This is a genomic window from Mesorhizobium sp. M7A.F.Ca.CA.002.09.1.1, from assembly GCF_003998555.1.
Lineage (GTDB): Bacteria > Pseudomonadota > Alphaproteobacteria > Rhizobiales > Rhizobiaceae > Mesorhizobium > Mesorhizobium ciceri.
In genome coordinates this window covers 1-19,540 of the sequence record NZ_RZRR01000012.1, presented here as the reverse complement: position 1 = coordinate 19,540, position 19,540 = coordinate 1, and the positions used below count along the sequence as shown (strand labels likewise).

17 protein-coding genes are annotated in these 19,540 nt (G+C 63.6%); 8 read left to right on the top strand and 9 right to left on the bottom strand.

Going from position 1 to position 19,540, the window contains the following annotated elements; genetic code table 11:
• Together EN994_RS01365 and EN994_RS01360 are read right to left on the bottom strand one after the other, a co-directional pair.
• The coding region (locus EN994_RS01365; RefSeq protein WP_281060127.1) for a tetrahydrofolate dehydrogenase/cyclohydrolase catalytic domain-containing protein at positions 1-485 on the bottom strand (485 nt) is incomplete at its 3' end.
• 180 nt (positions 486-665) lie between these two features.
• Entirely contained in the window at positions 666-3,206 is a 2,541-nt protein-coding gene (locus EN994_RS01360) for a GumC family protein (protein WP_063170062.1), read from the bottom strand.
• A gap of 198 nt (positions 3,207-3,404) precedes the next feature.
• On the opposite strand from EN994_RS01360, the gene EN994_RS01355 reads away from it, so the two are divergent.
• On the top strand, positions 3,405-4,700 hold the full coding sequence (locus EN994_RS01355) for a lipopolysaccharide biosynthesis protein (protein WP_013530229.1): 1,296 nt from the start codon (positions 3,405-3,407) through the stop codon (positions 4,698-4,700).
• 80 nt (positions 4,701-4,780) lie between these two features.
• On the opposite strand, the gene EN994_RS01350 is transcribed toward EN994_RS01355, so the two are convergent.
• Genes EN994_RS01350 through EN994_RS01340 form a run of 3 tightly spaced genes read right to left on the bottom strand, consistent with a single transcriptional unit; the run spans position 4,781 to position 7,664 of the window.
• On the bottom strand, positions 4,781-5,704 hold the full coding sequence (locus EN994_RS01350) for a DUF6492 family protein (RefSeq protein ID WP_063170061.1): 924 nt from the start codon (positions 5,702-5,704) through the stop codon (positions 4,781-4,783).
• Positions 5,701-6,495 carry a WecB/TagA/CpsF family glycosyltransferase gene (locus EN994_RS01345; protein WP_063170060.1) on the bottom strand — a complete coding sequence of 265 codons (795 nt, stop codon included), beginning with the start codon at positions 6,493-6,495 and terminating at the stop codon, positions 5,701-5,703. The genes EN994_RS01350 and EN994_RS01345 overlap by 4 nt, the downstream gene beginning before the upstream one ends.
• Entirely contained in the window at positions 6,492-7,664 is a 1,173-nt protein-coding gene (locus EN994_RS01340) for a glycosyltransferase family 4 protein (protein WP_063170059.1), read from the bottom strand. The genes EN994_RS01345 and EN994_RS01340 overlap by 4 nt, the downstream gene beginning before the upstream one ends.
• A 172-nt stretch (positions 7,665-7,836) precedes the next feature.
• Between EN994_RS01340 and EN994_RS01335 the strand changes: the two genes are divergently transcribed.
• The 3 genes from EN994_RS01335 to proC are packed head-to-tail and all read left to right on the top strand — an operon-like array spanning position 7,837 to position 11,014.
• A complete protein-coding gene (locus EN994_RS01335) occupies positions 7,837-8,835 on the top strand; it encodes a glycosyltransferase (RefSeq protein WP_063170058.1) in 999 nt (332 codons plus the stop codon).
• Positions 8,804-10,138: an O-antigen ligase gene (locus EN994_RS01330; RefSeq protein WP_063170057.1), complete on the top strand. Its 1,335-nt coding sequence runs from the start codon at positions 8,804-8,806 to the stop codon at positions 10,136-10,138. Before EN994_RS01335 ends, EN994_RS01330 begins: the two co-directional genes overlap by 32 nt.
• 60 nt (positions 10,139-10,198) lie before the next feature.
• On the top strand, positions 10,199-11,014 hold the full coding sequence (proC, locus tag EN994_RS01325) for a pyrroline-5-carboxylate reductase (RefSeq protein ID WP_063170056.1): 816 nt from the start codon (positions 10,199-10,201) through the stop codon (positions 11,012-11,014).
• Between the two features lie 4 nt (positions 11,015-11,018).
• Here proC and EN994_RS01320 read toward each other — a convergent pair whose 3' ends face one another.
• On the bottom strand, positions 11,019-12,335 hold the full coding sequence (locus EN994_RS01320) for an NAD(P)H-dependent oxidoreductase (protein ID WP_063170055.1): 1,317 nt from the start codon (positions 12,333-12,335) through the stop codon (positions 11,019-11,021).
• A gap of 339 nt (positions 12,336-12,674) precedes the next feature.
• Here EN994_RS01320 and EN994_RS01315 point away from each other — a divergent pair, with 339 nt between their 5' ends.
• From EN994_RS01315 to EN994_RS01305, 3 genes are all read left to right on the top strand, one after another.
• On the top strand, positions 12,675-14,081 hold the full coding sequence (locus EN994_RS01315; RefSeq protein WP_013530221.1) for a PTS sugar transporter subunit IIC: 1,407 nt from the start codon (positions 12,675-12,677) through the stop codon (positions 14,079-14,081).
• A 119-nt stretch (positions 14,082-14,200) separates the two neighbouring features.
• Entirely contained in the window at positions 14,201-14,662 is a 462-nt protein-coding gene (locus EN994_RS01310) for a PTS sugar transporter subunit IIA (protein WP_063170054.1), read from the top strand.
• A 19-nt stretch (positions 14,663-14,681) separates the two neighbouring features.
• Entirely contained in the window at positions 14,682-14,969 is a 288-nt protein-coding gene (locus EN994_RS01305; RefSeq protein ID WP_023809203.1) for a PTS sugar transporter subunit IIB, read from the top strand.
• 33 nt (positions 14,970-15,002) lie between these two features.
• On the opposite strand, the gene EN994_RS01300 is transcribed toward EN994_RS01305, so the two are convergent.
• The gene (locus tag EN994_RS01300) at positions 15,003-16,397 is read right to left on the bottom strand and encodes a multicopper oxidase family protein (protein ID WP_063170053.1); all 1,395 of its coding nucleotides are present in this window, start codon (positions 16,395-16,397) and stop codon (positions 15,003-15,005) included.
• Positions 16,398-16,561: 164 nt separating this feature from the next.
• Positions 16,562-17,194 carry a TetR/AcrR family transcriptional regulator gene (locus tag EN994_RS01295; RefSeq protein WP_024504795.1) on the bottom strand — a complete coding sequence of 211 codons (633 nt, stop codon included), beginning with the start codon at positions 17,192-17,194 and terminating at the stop codon, positions 16,562-16,564.
• 102 nt (positions 17,195-17,296) lie between these two features.
• Here EN994_RS01295 and EN994_RS01290 point away from each other — a divergent pair, with 102 nt between their 5' ends.
• Positions 17,297-17,701 (top strand): VOC family protein, encoded by a 405-nt coding sequence (locus EN994_RS01290; protein ID WP_013530216.1) that lies wholly within the window; start codon positions 17,297-17,299, stop codon positions 17,699-17,701.
• Positions 17,702-17,786: 85 nt separating this feature from the next.
• On the opposite strand, the gene EN994_RS01285 is transcribed toward EN994_RS01290, so the two are convergent.
• The coding region (locus EN994_RS01285; protein WP_206530365.1) for a vitamin B12 dependent-methionine synthase activation domain-containing protein at positions 17,787-19,540 on the bottom strand (1,754 nt) is incomplete at its 5' end.

Sequence of the window (19,540 nt, the reverse complement as noted above, 5' to 3'; positions counted from 1 at the left end):
AGGCCGGACAGGTCCTTGCCGCGCACCCGCTCGATCAGAAGCATCGAGCCGGCCGGCGTGCAAGGCACGAACGCTGTTTCGAGTTCACCGGTGCCGAGCTTGCCGACATTGATGAAGTGGAAGCCGTCGACATCCTTTTCCGGCGCGATGGTCTGGATGATCTTGCCGGCGTCAATGTGGGCCGGCAGAGGAAGCTGCACGAGGATGCCATTGATGGCCGGATCGGCGTTGAGGTCGCCGATGATCTTCAGCAATGCCTCTTCGGAGGTTTCGGCCGGCAGCGTATGCTGGACGGAATGAAAGCCGCATTCCTTGGCGGTGCGCGACTTGGACGCGACATAGACCTGGCTGGCCGGATCCTCGCCGACGATGACCACGGCAAGACCGGGCTTGGCCTTGCCCTTGGCGACAAGTTCAGCCGTCAGGGTCTTGACCGTCCCCACAACGTCCCCGGCAACGCTCTTGCCATCAATCACTTCAGCCATGGACCACCCTCAACACCAGAATGCCCAAGCGCGTCGCTTCCGGAAGCGACGCGCTTTTCGATCTTTCACAGCGTGGCATCTTCACGAAAAATCCAACATGCAATCCCGCCAAAGCGCCGTCCCATGCCGTTTACGCGAAACCGGCATGTTTTTGTACGGCACCGCGCAGATTTTTGTGGCTCAGAAGTAGCGGCGGCGCGTGCGGCTCTCGGTCAGTTCGCGAACCGCTTCGCGGAATTCGCGCAGGCTGGCGCGGATTTCCTCGATTGGCGCTTGCTGCTCGGCATCCTCCACGGCCCGCGACGGCTCCGCCGATCGCTGATGAGGCTGAGGCGCCTGCTGCTGCGCGACGGGCGGCTGTGGATAGGACTCGGAAGCGGGCTGAGCCGGATCGGACTGCTGCCCGGCATTGGCGGCCGGCATAGATTGCGGATAGGGATAGCCCGGCTGCTGCGCGTAGCCCAATGGCTGCGCGTAGGGATAGAGCTGCGGCCCGGAATATGGCCGCTGCGTCATCATGGGAGGCGGCAGTGGCGGCTGCGCCGTCTGCTGCGGATGGCCGCCGGGCTGGAAAGGTGGTGCCGGGTATGCTGTCGCGGCCGCCTGCCGGGGCTCGAAGGCCGGCGCCGGCCGGGGATAGGCGCGGTATTGCGGATCCTGCGTTGGCTCCCCGTTTTCGGCAGAGGCCCATTCGACGGTATCGAACGGCTCCTCCCGGGATGGCCTGCGGGAGACGGACTTGTGCAGCCTCGACAGCAAGGCACCGATCCGGCCGGGACCTTCTGCCGGCGAGGCCTCGGCTTGCTGGACAGGCGGTGGCACGGCCGGCGGTGGTGATGCAGGCGGGGGTGTCGATGGCTGCGGCGCTGGTGGTAATGGCGGCGCCGGCGGCGGCGCTGCCCGATATGCCTTGTCTTCGTAAGGCGTCCGGCGTTCGTCCGTGCCATGGTCGCGACGCGAGCGCGAATTGGCGGTGTCACGCAGGCTCTCATAGGCGCCACGCATGGCTCCGAGGCCAATGCCGGAGGCGAAACCCAGCAACAGGCCGGCGAGCGCGACCACGACCCGCGACGGCCCGTTCGGCTCAAGCGGCGCGAAGGCCTTCGAGATCACATTGATGTTGGCGGTGTTGATGTCCTTCTGCTCGCCGGTCTCCTTGGCGCGCAGCAGGTACTGTTCGTAGACGGAACGCTTGGCGGTCGCCTCGCGCTCCAGTTCGCGCATCGACACGAGGTCGCTGTTGACGTCGCCGCTGCGGACCTTCAGCTGCGCCAGGCGAGAGGCAAGATCCTGTTCGAGCTGGACGGCGCGCTTGAGGTCGACCTGCAGCGACGAGCCGATGCGGCGCAGCTCCGAGGCGATGCGTTCGCGTGCGCCGGCAATCTGGGCATTGATCGCCTGGAGTTCGGGGTGACGCGGGCCGAGCCGGATGGCGGCGCGGTCAGCTTCCTGCTTGAGCGACGCATATTGCGAACGCAGATCGCTCATCGTGTTGGAGTTGATCTCCTCCGGCAAGGTACCGGTGAGAACCGAATTGACGTCGACCGAACGCGCCGAGGCCGCCCGGGCGTTGAGTTCCAGGGTCCGGGCGCGCGCGACCGACAGCTGCTCGTTGAGTTTCAGCATCTCATCGTCGCTGATGAGATGGCCCTGCGCGTCAACGAGATCGTGCGTGGCCCTGAAATCCTCGACCTTGCGCTCGGCTGCCTCGACGCCCTTGCGCAACTCGTCAAGCCTGGCCGTCAGTTCGTCGGTGGCGCGGCCTGCGGTGTCCGACTGTATCTGGCCGAAAGTCTGCAGGAAGACATCCGTCATCGTGTTGGCGATGAGGGCCGATTTCTCGCCATTCTGCGTGGTGGCGCTGACGGTGATGACGAAGGTCTTGCCGCCGCGCTCGACCGAAAGGCTCTCAGCCAGATTGCCGACAGCAAGCGCGCGGCGACGGCTGTCGTCGACACCCCCCGGCCCATCATTGCGGGACAGGATGGAGCGAATGAGCGACATGACACTGAGGCCGCCGCCGCCTTGCCCATTGAATTCCGGGTCGTTGACCAGATTGAGCTTGTCGACGACCTTGTTGAGAACAGTGCCTGATGTCAGCACCCGGACCTGGTTCTCGACGATGGCCAGCGTGGCGTCGGAAGCGACGACCGACTGGGTGAGATCGCGGTCGGTGAGCTTCAGGTCGCGCGGGTCGACGATCAGTTCGGTGGTGGCCTCATATTTCTTCGGCGTCGACAGCGCGATGGTGATGCCGAGCGCGGCGCCCAGCAGTGTCGTCGTCACGATCAGCAGCTTCGACTTGCCGACACCGCGCACCACCTGCATCGGATCGATCAGCGGCTTCCACTGCTGGCTGTCCATGCCGTCGTTTCGGGATAACGACGCGTCGCCTGCAGCGTAAGGTTCCGATGTATGATCGGCGCGACGAGCGCCAGCGGTTTCGGCGGCACCAGGCTGTGTCCGCGGCGAGGTTTGCGCGCGGTAAGCTTGCTCACGATCCCCGTCGGCCGCGACCGGATCCGACAGTTTCGGGTTGCGCGCCTCGCGCTGCGAGCGGGCGAGGCGATGACGCGTGGCGGCATCCTCGCGCCATGACGGGTCTGCCCGGTCGCCGATCGAGACCAGCGACGCGTCGGGTTCGTCGCCACGCACAGCCTGGCCCAGCGCCAGCAACGAGCGCTCGCGCTTCCAGTCTTCGCGGTTTTCCCTGTCGACCATCGTCTGGAACTTTACCCTTGGCGACCTGCGAACGGAGATTGGCCATTCGTTAAGCCACGCTAAACAGGCATGGAAAACAAAAGGTTAATTTTCCCGCGCCGAAGCGTCGGTTTCTCGTTTCGGTTGCATCTATTTTCGACACAAGCCCAGCCGCCAGAACGGCACGTTAAGTTTTCCGGCCTAGGCTCTCCTTGAGACATGACGCAGGCCAGTGACATACCGCAAAGGCGGCCCCTCGCCCGGATCGGCAGCTTTTTGGCCGAACGACGGGGGCTGCTTCGCGACTATTTCTCAGCGATCAGCGGTGCCGGTGGGCGACTGGTGTTTTCGCTGGCCTATTTCATCGCGCTGGCCAACACGCTGTCGATATCCGAATTCGGCATGTTCGCCACCGCGTCGGCGGCCGGCGTCATGCTGTCGCGCATCCTCGCCTTTGGGTTCATCTCGGCGCTTTACCGCACCGCCACCATCCGTCCCAATCTGATCGGCACCTTTTCCGCCGGCTTCCTGCTGCTCGGCGTGCTGTCGCTGCCGCTGCTGGCCGCTGCCTCGTTCGGCGTCTATCTGCTTTTCTTTGCCGACACCGTGCCGCTGTCGGTGTTTGCGGCAATCGTCTTTGCCGAAGCGCTGTTGTGGCGGCCGGTGGAGGTGGCGCTGATCGTCAACAACGGCCTGGGCAAGTTCGGCCGCGCCGCGCTGCTGGCCATCCTGGCGACCGCGCTGCGGGCGCTCGGCGCGGTGCTGTTCATGTTCTCAGCGCAACACAGCGTCTGGATATGGTCCTGGTTCTATATCGGCGCCAATGCCGCCTCGCTGCTGATCGCCTTCGGCTTCTTCTACCCGCGCCAGAGGCTGCGGCTGCGCGTCGAGCTTTATCTCAGGCGATTGGCCGATTCCATCTATGTGGCCGGCGCCGAAGTGCTGTTCTACCTGCAGATGGAGTTCGACAAGCTGCTCGTGCTGGCGATCGGCGGCCCGCATCTGGCCGGCATCTACGCCATCATCATGCGGCTGGTCGACCTGACGGCGATTCCGATCCGCACCTTCTCGATGATGCTGGTGCAGCGCATGATGCGCGCGCCGGAACTGTTGTCGCGTCTGGCGGTCAAGAGCGGCATCGAAGGCGGTGTGTTCGCGGTTTCGACGCTGGCGCTGCTGACACTTGGCATCGTGCTGCATTTCTTCCCCAATGCACTCGGCAAGAATGTCGCCGAGGCTGCCCCGCTGGTGGTGCTGGCAATCTGCGTGCCGGGATTGCGCAATCTTGTCGAATACCAGGCCGAGCTTTTGTTCGCACGCGGCCAAACGCTGGTGCGGGCGCTCAATCTCGGCCTGCTCGCCGGATTGAAGGCGCTGTTGCTGACTTATGTGCTGACGACCATCCTCGACACGCCGAAGCTGGTGCTGTCGCTCAATGTCGTCTTCCTGCTTCTGTATCTCGCCTCGACGCTGCTCACCTATTCGGCGATGCGCAAGCCGGCAAAGCCCGTATAGGGCTTTCTCATTTGTGCATGACTTCTGGACAAACGGAAATCGTTTGTCCGAGAAAACCGGTTTCCGCTTTTCGGGATGATCTAATCCAACCCAATCAGACGGCGGATGCGGCCGATATCGGTGCCGATGAAGGATTGCATGCCGATCGCCACCTGCTCCGGCGCCATGGCGGCAACGAAGCGGCGGAACTCGTCATCCGAAAGCGCTTCGCCGGTCCAGTGCACGCGGCAGAACTCTTCGGAACCGTGGAAGTGGCCGGCTCCGTCCAGCAGATCGTCGACATAGCGGCCGTAGATCATGCATTCGGAGAATTTGCGTGCCGAGCCGACGACCTCGACCCAGTTGCGACCATGGACCCTTTCGATCGCACCGCACATCGCCAGCACGGTGTCGCGCCGCCACGCGATCAGCGTCGAGATGTAGTCATGGTTCGACGTCCGGGACGGGTCGATGCCGAGTGCCGAGCCGGCGTTGCGCGACCAGATGCGATGCTCCTCATGACCTTCGTCCGCCAGCACACCGTCGCGGCGGAACAGGCGCACCTTGTCGTCGCGCCAGAAGGCGCCGCAGTCGAAAGGTTTCAGGAAGGCAACATCGGAATCGCAGAAGATGAGCACGTCTTGAGATGCATGCGCTGATATGGCGATGCGGCGCAACTGCTGCACATGCCAGCCGCGCAGCGGCTGGGTCTTCAGGCTGAGCCAGACGCGCCGGCGAAACAGGCTGAACGGATCGTCGAAGGCGTGCAGCCAGCGCGGCAGCAATTCCCGCTCGTCGACCACCGTGCGGCGGCCGGTTTCCAATTGGCGAAACAGGCCGACATCGCGATGCTCGACCAGGATGTAATGGTGCGCCGCGCCGGAAACATGGCGATCAAGTGTCTCGCACAGCAGGCGACAGCGCTCGAAATCGGGCGCATAGCTTGCCGTCACGATGGCCGCCGTCGGTGTCTGCCGAAGCGGGCTTGGCTCGACAGCGGCACCTGGCACGAACCTGCTGTTCATTTGGTATCTCCCGCGGCTTCGGGCGCAAGCGAGAATTTCTGCCTGACGACGCGCAGCAGGAACAGCGGGTTGCCGACCACATAGCGGCGCCACAGGCGGCCCGGCTCGACAGCCAACCGGAACAGCCATTCGAGCCGCAGCCGGCGCATCCACAAGGGCGCGCGGGGCACCGCGCCGCTCAGGAAATCAAGCAACGCGCCGACGGCGATCGGCAGCGTGCAATGGCGCGCGTCGATATGGCGTTCGATCCACAATTCCTGGCGCGGCACGCCCATGGCCACGAGCAGCACGTCGGGCCGAAGCGCGGCAATCCGGTCGACGATTTCCTGCTCCTGCGAAGGGGGGAAATAGCCGTCATGGATCACCACGAACCGGTGCTGCACGGCCAGTGCCGCCAGCTTGACCGACGCCGCTTCTGCGTTGACGCGCGTCGCGCCGAGCAGCCCGACGGTCAGCGGCGTCGTCGAGGCCTGCAGGAAGGCCGGGACGAAATCGGTACCATTGAGATTGTCGGGAAACGGCGCCCCGTAGAGGAGCCTCGCCGCCAGATCGATGCCGATGCCGTCGGGCAGGATGAGGAAATCATCGAGTGCTTCGGCGAACACCGGGTCGGTATAGGCGATGTTGGCATTGTGGGCGTTGAGGAAACTGACCTTGGTGAAGCGCCGCTCGGCAATCAGCCGGTTCAGCAGGGCGATGGCATCGTTCCAGCGGACCGCAACCACCGGGATGCCAAGAATCGTCTTCAGCGTGTCGAGCCCGAACGCGGCGCGGGCGGAATGCATGTTCATGCAAACGCCTCCTGCCTGAGAGGGGCGAGCTTTTCGAGGCCGAGCCGGATGGCAGCGTCGAGCGCCTTGACCTGCGAGCCCCGGAACGCGCTGCCGTCAACGTCGCGGATGTCGGCCGCCGCAGCCTCGAGCGCCCTGGCGAAGGCAACGGGATCGTCGGTGACGACGCAATTGGAAGGACGGTGGTCGATGCCGCGCAGCGAACGGCTGGTGGCGACCGAAGGCAGGCCGAGCTCGAAGGTTTCGATGGTCTTCAACTGGACGCCGCTGCCGGCGGTGCTGATCAGCGGGATGACGGCACCACCGCGCACGAAAGCTTGCGCGTCGGGCACGCGGCCGACAAATTCGACACCCGGGTGCTTCGACGCGACGCCCGAAGGCATGTGGCCCGCAATGCGGATGCGGAAATCGGGCCGCAGATGCGGCACGACCTTGCCCAGGAACCAGTCGAGGCCGATGCGGTTCGGCTGCCAGGTCCAGGTGCCGATCAGGGCGGCGTCGCAATCGGTGCGGCGCGGGCTTTTCAGGGTTGGCGCCTGGGCACCGGTCACCAGCGGCAGCACCGCCGAGCGGTTGTCGGAGGCGACACCGAGTGCGGCGCGGTCTTCCTCGGCCAGGGTGAAGACGAAGCGCGCCCGGCGGCAGAGACGCTCTTCGACGGTCTTGAGCAGCCTCGCCTCGCGGCGAAACAGCAGGCGCTGGAAGAGACCGTCGGCGGCAGCGGCATTCTCCCGCGCCGAAAGATGCTCGACATTGTGGGCAACGAAGATCGAAGGCCGCTCAGCGAACAGCTTTTCGAAGGCCCCGGCGAACTGCACGGAATTCAAGACATAGCCGTCAAACGGTCCGGCACGCTCAATGGCAGCGAGAACATCGCTGTCGGACACGGCGCGCAGCTTGACCGACGCGAAGGTGAGGCCCGAAAGCAGCGCCTTGCCGACCCAGGCCAGCTTTTGCCGCGCGGAGGCATTTTCCGTGCGCACGTCGATCGCACCCAGCACCACGGTGTTTTCGGGGTCGGCCGCGGGCTTCCCCGGCCAGGTAAAGCCGATGACGGTGACGCGCGCGCCAGCGCGCCGCAAGGCAGCGATGATCGCAGCGTTGGCGATCTCGTAGCCCGAGGCGAGAGCGCCGTCGGGCACGATCGATGTGGCGAACAGCAGATGCATCTTACCTATCCAGTGGTGTAGCCGGTAGCAAAGTGCGGTGAACCCTTGATTAAGCCTGCACATTCGACGGCCGAAAGCCGCTGCCTGGCGGGCTTCTCCGTGCAAGGTGATTAACGAAACCTTATCAACCGTGGTGCTACCAGAGCCCAACTCACCATGTGGCTGGACACGGATGATCCCTTTGCCATCGGACGGTTCGGTATCGGTCGCGGGACGCACGCCGCGGCTTGACGTCGAGGCCGTCGAAGCCGTCGTCACCTTGCCGACCTTCAAGCGTCCCGAGCAGGTGCTGGAAACGCTGGCGTCGCTGCGCGCGCAGCAAACCGGCAGGCGCTTTGCCGTGATCGTCATGGAGAACGAAGCCGAGGCGCGGGCCGGCGCCAAGGCGGTGCTGCCGCTGTTCGAGCGGGGCGAAATGCCGGGCCTGGTGATCATCGCGCATGAGCGCGGCAATTGCAGCGCCTACAATGCCGGCTGGCAGACAGCCATCCTGCAATTCCCGAACTTCAGGCATCTGCTGGTCATCGACGACGACGAGATCGCCGATCCGCAGTGGCTGGAACGGATGTGCCTGGCTGCCGAAACGCTCGGCGCCGACATTGTCGGCGGCCCGCAGGTGCCCGTGTTTGCCGACCCCGCCCATGCGCGATGGGCAGAGCATCCGGTGTTCGCGCCGCCTTACCGGGAAACCGGACGCGTGCCGGCGCTCTATTCGTCGGGCAATCTTCTGGTCGGGCGCAACGTGCTGATCGCCATGGGTCCGCCCTTTCTCGATCTCAGATTCAATTTCATGGGCGGCGGCGATTCCGACTTTCTCAGCCGGTCGGTGCAAAAGGGCTTTGTGCTGGGCTGGTGCGCCGAGGCCAAGGTGCTGGAAACCGTTCCGGCGCGGCGTATCGAAGCCGACTGGATCCGCGCCCGCAGCCTGCGCAACGGCGTCATCTCGACACTGGTCGAAAAGAAGAAGCGCGCCGGCACGCCAATGGCCGGCGCCAAAGTGTTGCTGAAGAGCCTGGCACTGCTTGCCGCCTCGCCGTTTCGCGGCCTGATCCGGCTGGCGCGGACCCGATCGCCGGCGATCGCCATCTACCCCGTCCATGTGGCGCTGGGCCGCGTGCTGGCCGAATTCGGATATGCCAATGAGCAATACCGCCAGCCTGAGAAAAACTGAGCGCGCGCCGCTCGGCGACGCGTTCACGCGCGAAGGCGTGGCCACCGCCATTGCCGCGCTGCTGTTCACCGTCATCATGGTGTCGTTCCGGCCGTTCCAGCCGGGCGGCGCCGAACTCACCGGTCAAGGCGGCGACATCGTCAACCAGCTTGGCTTCGGTTCGCTCGGCGCCATGTCGATCTTCTCGCTGATGGCCTTTGCCGATCCGCGCGTGGTGCGCTCGCTGCTGAGCCCATCCTGGGTGTTGATGCTGGGCTTCTTTTTCCTCTCGGTGATCCTGTCGACCGATCCGCCTTCGGCCATGCGCGCCGCCTCCTTCACGCTGATCGGCATCCTGACGATGGCGACGATCCTGGTGCTGCCGCGCGACGCCGAGGCCTTCTCGAAGGTGATCATCTTCACCGCCGTCGTGGTCATGGGCCTTTCCTATCTCGGCCTCATCGTCTTTCCGCACGAGGCGATGCACACAGCCGACTCGCAGGAGCCCGAACATGCCGGCCTGTGGCGCGGCGTGTTCACCCACAAGAACATTGCCGGGCCGGTCATGGCCTGCCTCAGCTTCGCAGGCCTCTATCTCTACCGGCGCGGGCAGCGCTACTGGGGCGCCGGGATCTTCCTCGCGGCGATGATCTTCATGCTGCACACCGGCTCCAAGACGACAGCCGGCCTGGTGCCGTTCTCGATCCTGATCGTCATGTTCCCGAGCCTGATAGGCATGCGGCTCGGCACGCCGATCCTGTTTGCGCTGGCCATCATCGCCACGGCTGTCGGCACGCTGGGCATCGTCTTCCTGCCGCCTGTGAAACATCTGGCGGCGATCTATTTCCCCGGCATGACCTATACCGGCCGCACGACGCTGTGGGAGTTCGCCGGCAGCATGCTGGCGAAGAAGCCATGGACCGGCTACGGCTATGAGAGCTTCTGGGGCACGCCGCTCTTGCTCAACCAAGACCAGCCATTCGACCGGCCCTGGGACATCAGGACCATCGTGCACGGCCATGACGGCTATCTCGACATCGCCGTGCTGATGGGCATTCCGGCACTATGCGTGGCGGTCTACACCTTCCTCATCGCGCCGCTGCGCGACTACATGCGCATTCCGTTGCGCAGGGAAAACATCTTTCTCGGCGACTTCTTCATGATGGTGGTGCTGTTCACGGCGCTTAACGCTTTCCTCGAAAGCTTCTTCTTCCATCGCGGCGACCCGGTCTGGCTGTTCTTCGTGCTCGGCGTGCTCGGCCTCAGGCAAGTGTCGCTGCGGCCAATCGCGGTGCGCGATCCCGATCGCGGCTCGCGATCCTGATGGGGCTTCCCCAGGGAAGCGCCATCGTCTATGTGAAGGCCTTCCTCTGGAGGGCTTTCGATGACGATCAGGCTTGTTCTCGCCGGCTGCGGCAATATGGGCTACGCCATGCTCTCGGGCTGGCTGAAATCCGGCAAGCTCGCGCCGTCGGCGGTTTTCGTGGTCGAGCCCAATGCCGATCTGCGCAATCGCGCGGCAACGCTGGGCTGCGCGACATCAGCCGATGCCGGTAGCATACCGGCCGATGCCCTGCCCGATCTCGTGGTCATCGCGGTGAAGCCGCAGGTGATCCGCGACGTCACGGCCGCCTACAAGCGCTTCGGCGACGGCCGCACCACCTTCGTCAGCATCGCCGCCGGCACGCCTGCCGCCACCCTCGAGGAAATCCTCGGCAACCGCGCGCCGATCGTGCGCTGCATGCCCAACACGCCCGCGGCGATCGGCAAGGGCATGATGGTGGTGTTCTCCAACAAGCTCGTGTCCGATGACACCAAGCGTTTCGTCGCCGACCTTTTGTCGGCGAGCGGCGAAGTGGCCACCATCGACGATGAGGGCCTGATGGATGCGGTGACCGCCGTGTCCGGATCGGGGCCGGCCTATATCTTCCATTTCATCGAAGCGCTGACGGTTGCCGCCGAGAAGGCCGGTCTGCCGACGGCGACCGCCAAGCTGCTCGCCATGCAGACCGTCTATGGCGCCGCCTCGCTCGCCGCCGAAAGCGGCGAGGAACCGGGCGTGCTGCGCCAGCAGGTCACCAGCCCCAACGGCACGACGGCCGCGGCGCTGGCCGTTCTGATGGGCGAGGACCGGCTGACCAATCTGCTGACGCAAGCGGTGGAGGCTGCGCGGCTGCGGTCGGTCGAACTGGGGAGATAAATCCTCAGTTTGTCCCGTACAGCATCTCATCCTGCAGCCGGCGCAAGGCGAACAGCCTCGTCGTCTGGTCGGGCGACGCATTATCCGCCGTCAGCAATTCGCCTTTCGTGACCGGTTTCAGCACCTTGCCGCCCTCGAGCAGGCCGACCGGCACGGCGCGCTGGGCGCGGGCTTCGCCGACGGTCATCGTCCAGGAGCGGTAACAAGTCTCGCCGATCGCATCGAAGGTCTCGCCGGCGACTAGGTCGCGCTTGGCAACGGCGCAGACTTCGGCCACGGGCCGCGGCAACGGCACCATGTCGGGCTTGCCGAAAAGCACGATGCGGGCTGCGGTCAGCGGCACTTCCAGCGACGTCAGATGATAAGGCCGGAACAGGCTGTAATAGGGGCCGTGCCCGATATGCAGATCGTCCATGCGCTCGATGATGCGCGGATGCGTCGCCTCGACGATGACGAAGACGCCGGGCGCGACGCCCTTGCCGACCGTGTAGTCGACGACGCCTTTCTTCGTGAGCAGACCGCCATCCTCGCGCGGGATGAGCACCTTGGCGAGGTCGTCGCGATCGGCCCTGGGGCCGTGCATGCCGGGGACGTCCGGCACCAGCCCGGTGGCGTTGGCGATGGCGCACATCTCGACCATGGTCTTGGAGCCGTCGACGAACTCGACCAGCATGCGCGGGTTCATGTTGCGGCGGATCGCTTCGGCGCGATAATCGTCCGGTACGGCATCGTGGTTGAGCGGGTTGTTCTTGCCCTTGCCGGCCGACACGATGGTCAGCCCGAGCGCCGACGCAAACTCGATCAGTTCCATGCAGCTCGACGGCTCGTCGCCCGCACCCACCGAATAGACGACGCCAAGCCGGTCGGCCTGCTGCTTGAGATAGCAGCCGATGGTGACGTCGGCCTCGACGTTCATCATCACCAGATGCTTGCCGTGCTCCATCGCCATGAGGTCGAAATCGGCGGCGACGCCCGGCTTGCCGGTGGCGTCGATGACGACGTCGATCAGCGGATTGGTGACCAGCATCTCGTTGGATGTGACGGCGATTTTTCCCGCCTCGATTGCCGCGGTGACTTTCGAGGCGGTGTCGGCTTCGACCGCCATGGCTTCGTCGCCATAGGCGATACGGATAGCGTCGCGCGCGGTGTGCGGGCGGCGCGTCGAGACGGCGCAGACCGAAATGCCCGGCATCAGCATGCCCTGCGTGACCAGATCGGTGCCCATTTCGCCCGAACCGATGACACCGATGCGCACCGGGCGGTTCTCGGCGGCACGCTTGGCGAGATCACGGGCAAGCCCGGTCAGGGCGACGTTGGTCATGCAGGAATGTCCACAGCTTCGTGATTTGGGGTCGGATAGCAGGGAATGGGTTCTATTTGCCAACGAAACCCGGTCGCGACCGGCAATTTCCCACGAAATCGTCTCGGAAGGCACGTCCGCCGGGGCTCGATTCGCCGAAGCCCAACCAATTGACATTGCAGCGGACAACCCCAATAAAACATTCGTTTGTCAACAAAGGCAAATGTTCACCGACGCGACAGTCGGGAAGCATTCGCCTCTGGGCAAATTGGGGAGTGTCTTTGCGCCACGGCGTCAAAGGCTGGATGGAGCATCATTGCGAGGCGTCGAGCGAAGGCTCGCGGCTCCAGGGGAGGAAAAATGGATACTGTTCTCGCGGGCCTAAAAGGGGCCATCGATACGCTTGGCCCGACGATCCTGCTGCCAATTGTCATTTTCGTCATCGCCGTGGTTCTGGGCGCCAAGGTCAGCAAGGCTTTTCGCGCCGCCGTCACCATCGGCGTCGCCTTCATCGGCATCAATCTGGTGCTTGGCCTCATGTTCACGTCGATTGGCGACGTCGCCAAGGCCATCGTCACCAACACCGGCATCCATCGCGACATCATCGATGTCGGCTGGCCCTCCGCGGCCGCGATCGCCTTCGGCTCATCGGTCGGCCTTTGGGTCATTCCGGTCGGCATTCTCGTCAACATCGTGCTGTTGCTGACACGCATGACGCGCACGCTCAATGTCGACGTCTGGAACTTCTGGCACTTCGCCTTTGTCGGCTCGCTGGTGGTCGCCGCAACCGACAACCTGGCCTATGGCATCGCGGTCGCAGCACTTGTCGCAGCACTCTCGCTGTTGTTCGCCGACTGGTCGGCGCGCGCGGTGCAGCAGTTCTACGGCGTGCCCGGCATCTCCGTGCCGCATCTCGCCTCGGCGCAGATCCTGCCGATCGCCATTGTGCTCAACTGGATCATGGACCGCATTCCCGGGATCAACCGCATCAACATCAACACCGATACGATCGAGCGCAGGTTCGGCGTGTTCGGCGAACCTGTCGTGATGGGCCTCATCATCGGCCTCGTGCTTGGTGCGATCGCCTTCTACAATGCGGGTGATCTCAGCGTGGTGCTGGCCAAGGTTCTGGGCACCGGCATGACGCTGGCCGCGGTGATGCTGCTGCTGCCGCGCATGGTCAAGATCCTGATGGAAGGCCTGCTGCCGGTTTCCGACGCAGCCCAGGCATTCGTGCGCAAGCGCACGGGCGATCGCGAGCTTCTTGTTGGCCTCGATTCCGCGATCCTGATCGGCCATCCGGCCGCGATCTCGTCGTCGCTGATCCTGGTGCCGATCGCGATCATCCTGTCCATCATCCTGCCGGGCAACCGCGTCATCCTGTTCGCCGACCTTGCGGTCATTCCCTTCATCGTCGCCATGACCGCGCCGCTGGTCAAAGGCAACGTGTTCCGCATGGTGGTGATCGGCACGGTGACGCTGGCCATCGGCTTCTACGTCGCCAACGCGCTGGCGCCGCTGTTCACAAGTGCTGCCGTCGCATCGGGCTTCAAGCTGCCGGCGGATGCGCTGCAGATCACCTCGGTGGTCGACGGCTTCCTGTGGGTGCCTTACGTGGTCATCGAGGCGATCCAGGGGCTTGGACTTGTCGGCATCATCGTGATCGCGGTGGTCATCGCGGCATTGTTTGTCCTCTACCGCCGCAATCCGCTCGGCTGGGAGCGGGCCGCGGGCGCCGAGGACGAGCCGGCCGAAGAGACGGCCTGAACCTGATAGGGTCCACCCTTCAAACCGATCGTGCGCCCTCCTCGGGGCGCCCGATTTCATCGACGGAGCCCGATCGTGCGCCCTCCTCGGGGCGCACGATTTCATCGACGGAGCAAAGAATGTCCGACGGCCTCATGCAGCTTCTGGATCCCGACGCGATCGTGCTCGGATCCGATGCCTCGACCAATGAGGAGATCATCCGCATCCTGGCGGGCCGGCTGGAGACACTTGGCTATGTCAAAAGCTCCTATGCCGACGCGGTCGTGCGCCGCGAATTGACCATCCCGACAGGACTGCCGCTGGAACGCTCCGACAATGTCGCGGTGCCGCACACCGATCCGGAGCATGTGCTGAAGCCTGGCATCGCGATGGGCACATTGAAGCAACCAGTGACCTTCGCCAACATGGAGGATCCCGACGAGATGCTGCCGGTCGGCTTCGTTTTCCTGCTTGCCATCAACGACAAGGACAAGCAGATTGAGGCGCTGCAGGCCGTCATGGCCACCATCCAGAACCCGCAAGCCTTGGATGATTTGAGGTCGGCCAGAACCCTCGAAGACGTGCGAGCCGTACTCGGCTGATAACCAAGGAGAAGCAGAGATGTCCAGACAGAAAACCATTCTCTTCGCCTGCGGCACGGGCATCGCCACCTCGACCGCGGTCAACGTCGCCGTCACCGAGGAAATGAAGAAACGCGGCCTCACCTTCAATGCCCAGCAGGCAAAGGCCACCGAAGTGCCCGGACTGGCCGACAATGTCGACTTCATCGTCGCAACCACCCCGATCTCCGCTTCGGTGACCAAGCCGGTCATCAAGGGCCTCGCCTTCCTCACCGGCATCGGCAAGGACAAAGTGCTCGACGAGATCGAGGCTCAATTGCGCAAGTGACGGTCCAGACGCCACGCGCAGGCTGACGCGGCTTCACACCACCCTGACGTAGCTCGTCATTCCCGATTTCTGGTGCTCGATGATGTGGCAGTGCAGCAGCCAGTCGCCGGGATTATCGGCGACGAAACCGAGCTGAACCTTCTCGTTGGGCTGGATGAGATAGGTGTCGGAAATCACGGGCTGAACCTGGCGCGTCGAGGACGACAGCACCTTGAAGCTCATGCCGTGCAGATGCATGGGATGGGATTGCGGCGTCAGGTTCTCCATGTCGATGACGTAGCTTTGGCCAAGCTTCAGTTCGGCCAGAGGCGCGGTCGGATCCTTGGTGTCGCCGGGCCACGGCACTTTGTTGATGGCCCAGAAACTGTAGCCCAGCGAGCCGCAGATGCCATCGCTCGGGACATTTTCCGCCGTGGCGCTGAGCGCCAGGGAAATATGCCTGGCACTGGCGAGATCCACTTCCGCCACCGGATTGAGCTCCAGTGGAGCAACATCGCGAATGTCCCGTTTGAGGGAGTTTCCTGTCGCGCGCAGGGTTGCCAGGATTTTTGGCTTGGTGCCTCTGACGTCCCTCAAGCTGACGATCGCGCCTTCCTCGTCGGGCATGCGTATGGCCAGCTCCATGCGCTGGCCGGGTCCAAGCAGCAAGGCATCGGGCGAAAAACGCTCAGGCACCGGATTGCCGTCGAGCGCCATGACACTCGCCTGCGCACCGTCGACGCGAAAAGCGTAGATGCGCGTCACGTCGGTGATGGCGACCCTGAGCCGCACCAGCCCTCCGGCCGGCGTGTCATATTGCGGCTGGTCGAGCCAGTTTGCGGTGCGCACCGTGCCGTAAGTGCCGGTTCTTGCGGCATCGCGCGGCCGGAACTGGTCGATGAACTGACCGTCGTCGCCGAGGCGCCAGTCACGCAAGTTGAGGACGATTTCGGCGTCGAATTTCGGATCGCTTGGGTTTTCGACCACGATCACGCCCGTCAGGCCATGGCCCATCTGCTCCAGCGTGTTGCAATGCGGGTGGTACCAGAAGGTGCCGGCATCGGGCGGCGTGAAGGCGTAGTCGAAATGATCGCCGGTGTAGACGTAGGGCTGGACCAGGAACGGCACGCCGTCCATCTTGTTTGGAACGCGAATACCGTGCCAGTGGATCGTCGTCGGATCGTCGATCGCGTTGACAAGGCGTGCAGCGAAGGGCTGGCCTTTTTTCATTCTGAGCACGGGCGGCATTCCGGCGTTGCCATAGGTCAGCACATCCCTGGTCTGGCCGATATCCATCAGCTTCGCCTGGATCTTTGCCGTCTGCAAAACCACCGGCTCAGGCATGGCAGCGGCCCAGCCACCAAGCCGGCCCATGGCCGAAAGCCCGACCCCGCCTGCGCCGGCAATCGCTGCCGTTTTCAAAAGCCGGCGTCGGGTGAGTACGGTCATTTGACGCTCCAGCTGCAAAGACGGCTGCCCTGGGTTTATCGCAGCCTTGGATCGTAAGCGAGCACCCTGTGCCTAAACCGACTCCGCCACCGGCCTTAAGCAAAAGATGCTGGCGTGGACGGACAATCGACCACAATAAGCGTCGCTGGCGGAGCGGCGCGCGACTATTTCGGCCGCGCCCCATAGGCGGCAAGGAATGCTTCGACCGAAGCATCGGCGTGCCGCTCGAGATCCGCCTTCGAACGCGGGTTGCTTCCGGTGAACATGGCTTCGTTCATTGGGATCCAGAGAAGCATTCCGAAGAGATGGCTGGCCGCCAGACGGGGATCGCTGGTCTGCAACAGGCCTCGACTGGTAAGCTTTTGAAAGCATGATGCCACCGAGGCAAGCATGCGTTCAAAACCTTTTTCATACCAGCTCCGGCCAAGCTGCGGCATCCGATCCGCGTTGGCGATAATCAGACGCCGCAGCTTCAGCAGCTCTTCGTCCATCAGCGTCGTTGTCATGCGTCGGGCAAGCTGCTGTAGCCCACCCTCCATGAATTTCGCCTCGGAAAGCAGCATCGTCACCGACTCGACGACATCGTTGGTCTGGCTGGCGGTGGACTCGACGACTTCGCCGAAAAGCGTCTCCTTGTCCGTGAAATGCTTGTAGACAGTCTGCTTGGATGCGCCTGCTTTGGTGGCGATCTCTTCCATGCTGGTTCCATCATAGCCCTTGGCGATGAAGGCGGCCGTAGCCGCTTCAATGATTTCACGATCCTTGCGAGCCGACCTGGTCTCACCATCAATTTTCATAGCGCCTCTCAACCAGTACTAGACGGTACCGTTCCCGCATGGTAGCCATAGTTACAGTACTAGACTGGCTAGTACCCATCAACGGCAGCAAGGCTTAGACCGATGACCAAAATGATCTTCCTCAATCTACCGGTACGCGATCTGCAGGCGGCGACCAAGTTCTATCTCGCGATCGGGGGCACGCTGAACCCGCAGTTCTCGAGCGACCAGTCCAGCTCGATCATGTTCTCAGACTCGATCGGGGTCATGTTGCTGACGCACCAGCATTACAGCCAGTTCACAGCGCGCCCGATCGGCGACCCCAAGCGGGACAGCCAGATGTTGATCGCACTCACCGTCGACAGCAAGGACGAGGTCAATGTCGTAATCGAGAAGGGCGTGGCGGCAGGCGGTCGCGCCGATCCCAACCCGGCGCAGGATCTTGGTTTCATGTTCAACCGCCACATCGAAGATCCGGACGGCAACGTCTGGGAGCTGCTGTGGATGAACCCGTCGGCCATGCAATAGCCCACAGGAATCGAAGCGGGCCAGGATGACAATGGAGAAGCGACCGGCATTCGCCTGTCGCTCCCGTCAGGCGCGCCGGCATCGGCTATTCAGCCGCCTCGGCATAGTGTGCCGGCACGTAGTTGAGGATGGGGCCAAGCCAGCGCTCGGCCTCGACCAACGGCATCGCCTTGCGGCGCGCATAATCCTCGACCTGGTCGCGCTCGATCTTGGCGACGCCGAAATAATAGCTTTCGGGATGCGCCAGATAGATCCCCGAGACGGATGAACCCGGCCACATCGCATAGCTTTCGGTCAGTCTCACGCCGGCATTGCCTTCGCCGTCGAGCAGCCGGAACAAAGTCGCCTTCTCCGTATGGTCGGGCTGAGCCGGATAGCCGGGCGCCGGTCGGATGCCGCGATAGGGTTCGCCGATCAGCTCGTCCGGCGCCAACGATTCGTCTGGCACGTAGCCCCAGAATTCCTTGCGCACCTTCTCATGCATGCGCTCGGCAAAGGCTTCGGCGAAGCGGTCGGCCAGCGCCTTGACCATGATCGAGGAATAGTCGTCGTTGGCGCGTTCGAAGCGTTCGGCGATCGCCACCTCCTCGATGCCGGCGGTGACGATGAAGCCGCCGATGTAATCGGCCTTGCCGCACTCCGCCGGCGCGACGAAATCCGACAGGGCAACATTGGCCTTGCCGTCGCGCTTGGTCAGTTGCTGGCGCAAGGTGAAGAACGTCGCCAGTTCCTGCGACCGCTTCTCGTCCGTAAACAGCCTGATGTCGTCGCCGACGGTGTTGGCCGGCCAGAAGCCGATGACGCCGCGCGGCGCGAACCATTTCTCGGCGATGATCTTGTTCAGCATCGCCTGCGCATCCTCGAACAGCTGGCGTGCGGCGGCACCTTGCGCCTCGTCTTCGAGTATTTTGGGATAGCGGCCCTTCAGCTCCCAGGTCTGGAAGAACGGCGTCCAATCGATGTAGCGCGCGAGCTCGGTCAGGTCCCAGTTCTCGAACACCTTCACGCCTGTGAAGGACGGCTTCGGCGGCTCATATTCGGACCAGTCTATCCGATGCGCATTGGCCCTCGCCTTGGCCAGCGGCAAACGCTGCTTGTCGGCTTCCGAGCGGGCATGCGCATCGGCGACCTTCTTGTATTCGGCGCGCACCGTATCGACAAAGCCGCGCTTGCTCTCGTTGGACAGCAAGGATGAGACCACGCCGACCGCGCGGCTGGCGTCGGTGACATAGACCGTCTGCCCCTTGCTGTAGCGCGGGTGGATCTTCACCGCCGTGTGCACGCGGCTGGTCGTCGCGCCGCCGATCAGCAGCGGAATGTCGAAGCCTTCACGCTCCATCTCGGCGGCCATGTGCGCCATCTCGTCCAGCGACGGCGTAATCAGGCCGGACAGGCCGATGATATCGACATTTTGCTCGCGCGCCGTCTGCAGGATCCTGGCCGCCGGCACCATGACGCCGAGATCGATGATCTCGTAATTGTTGCAGGCGAGAACCACGCCGACGATGTTCTTGCCGATGTCATGGACATCGCCCTTGACCGTCGCCATCAGGATTTTTCCGGCCGTTTTGCGTTCGCCATTGTCGATGCCGTTGGCGGCGTTTGCCAGCTTCTCGGCTTCCATGTGCGGCAGCAGTCCAGCCACCGCCTGCTTCATTACCCGCGCCGACTTCACCACTTGCGGCAGGAACATCTTTCCCGCGCCGAACAGATCACCGACGACGTTCATGCCGGCCATCAGCGGGCCTTCGATGACATGCAGCGGCCGCTCGGCGGCAAGCCGTGCTTCCTCGGTGTCGGCGTCGATGAATTCGGTGATGCCGTTGACCAGCGCATGGC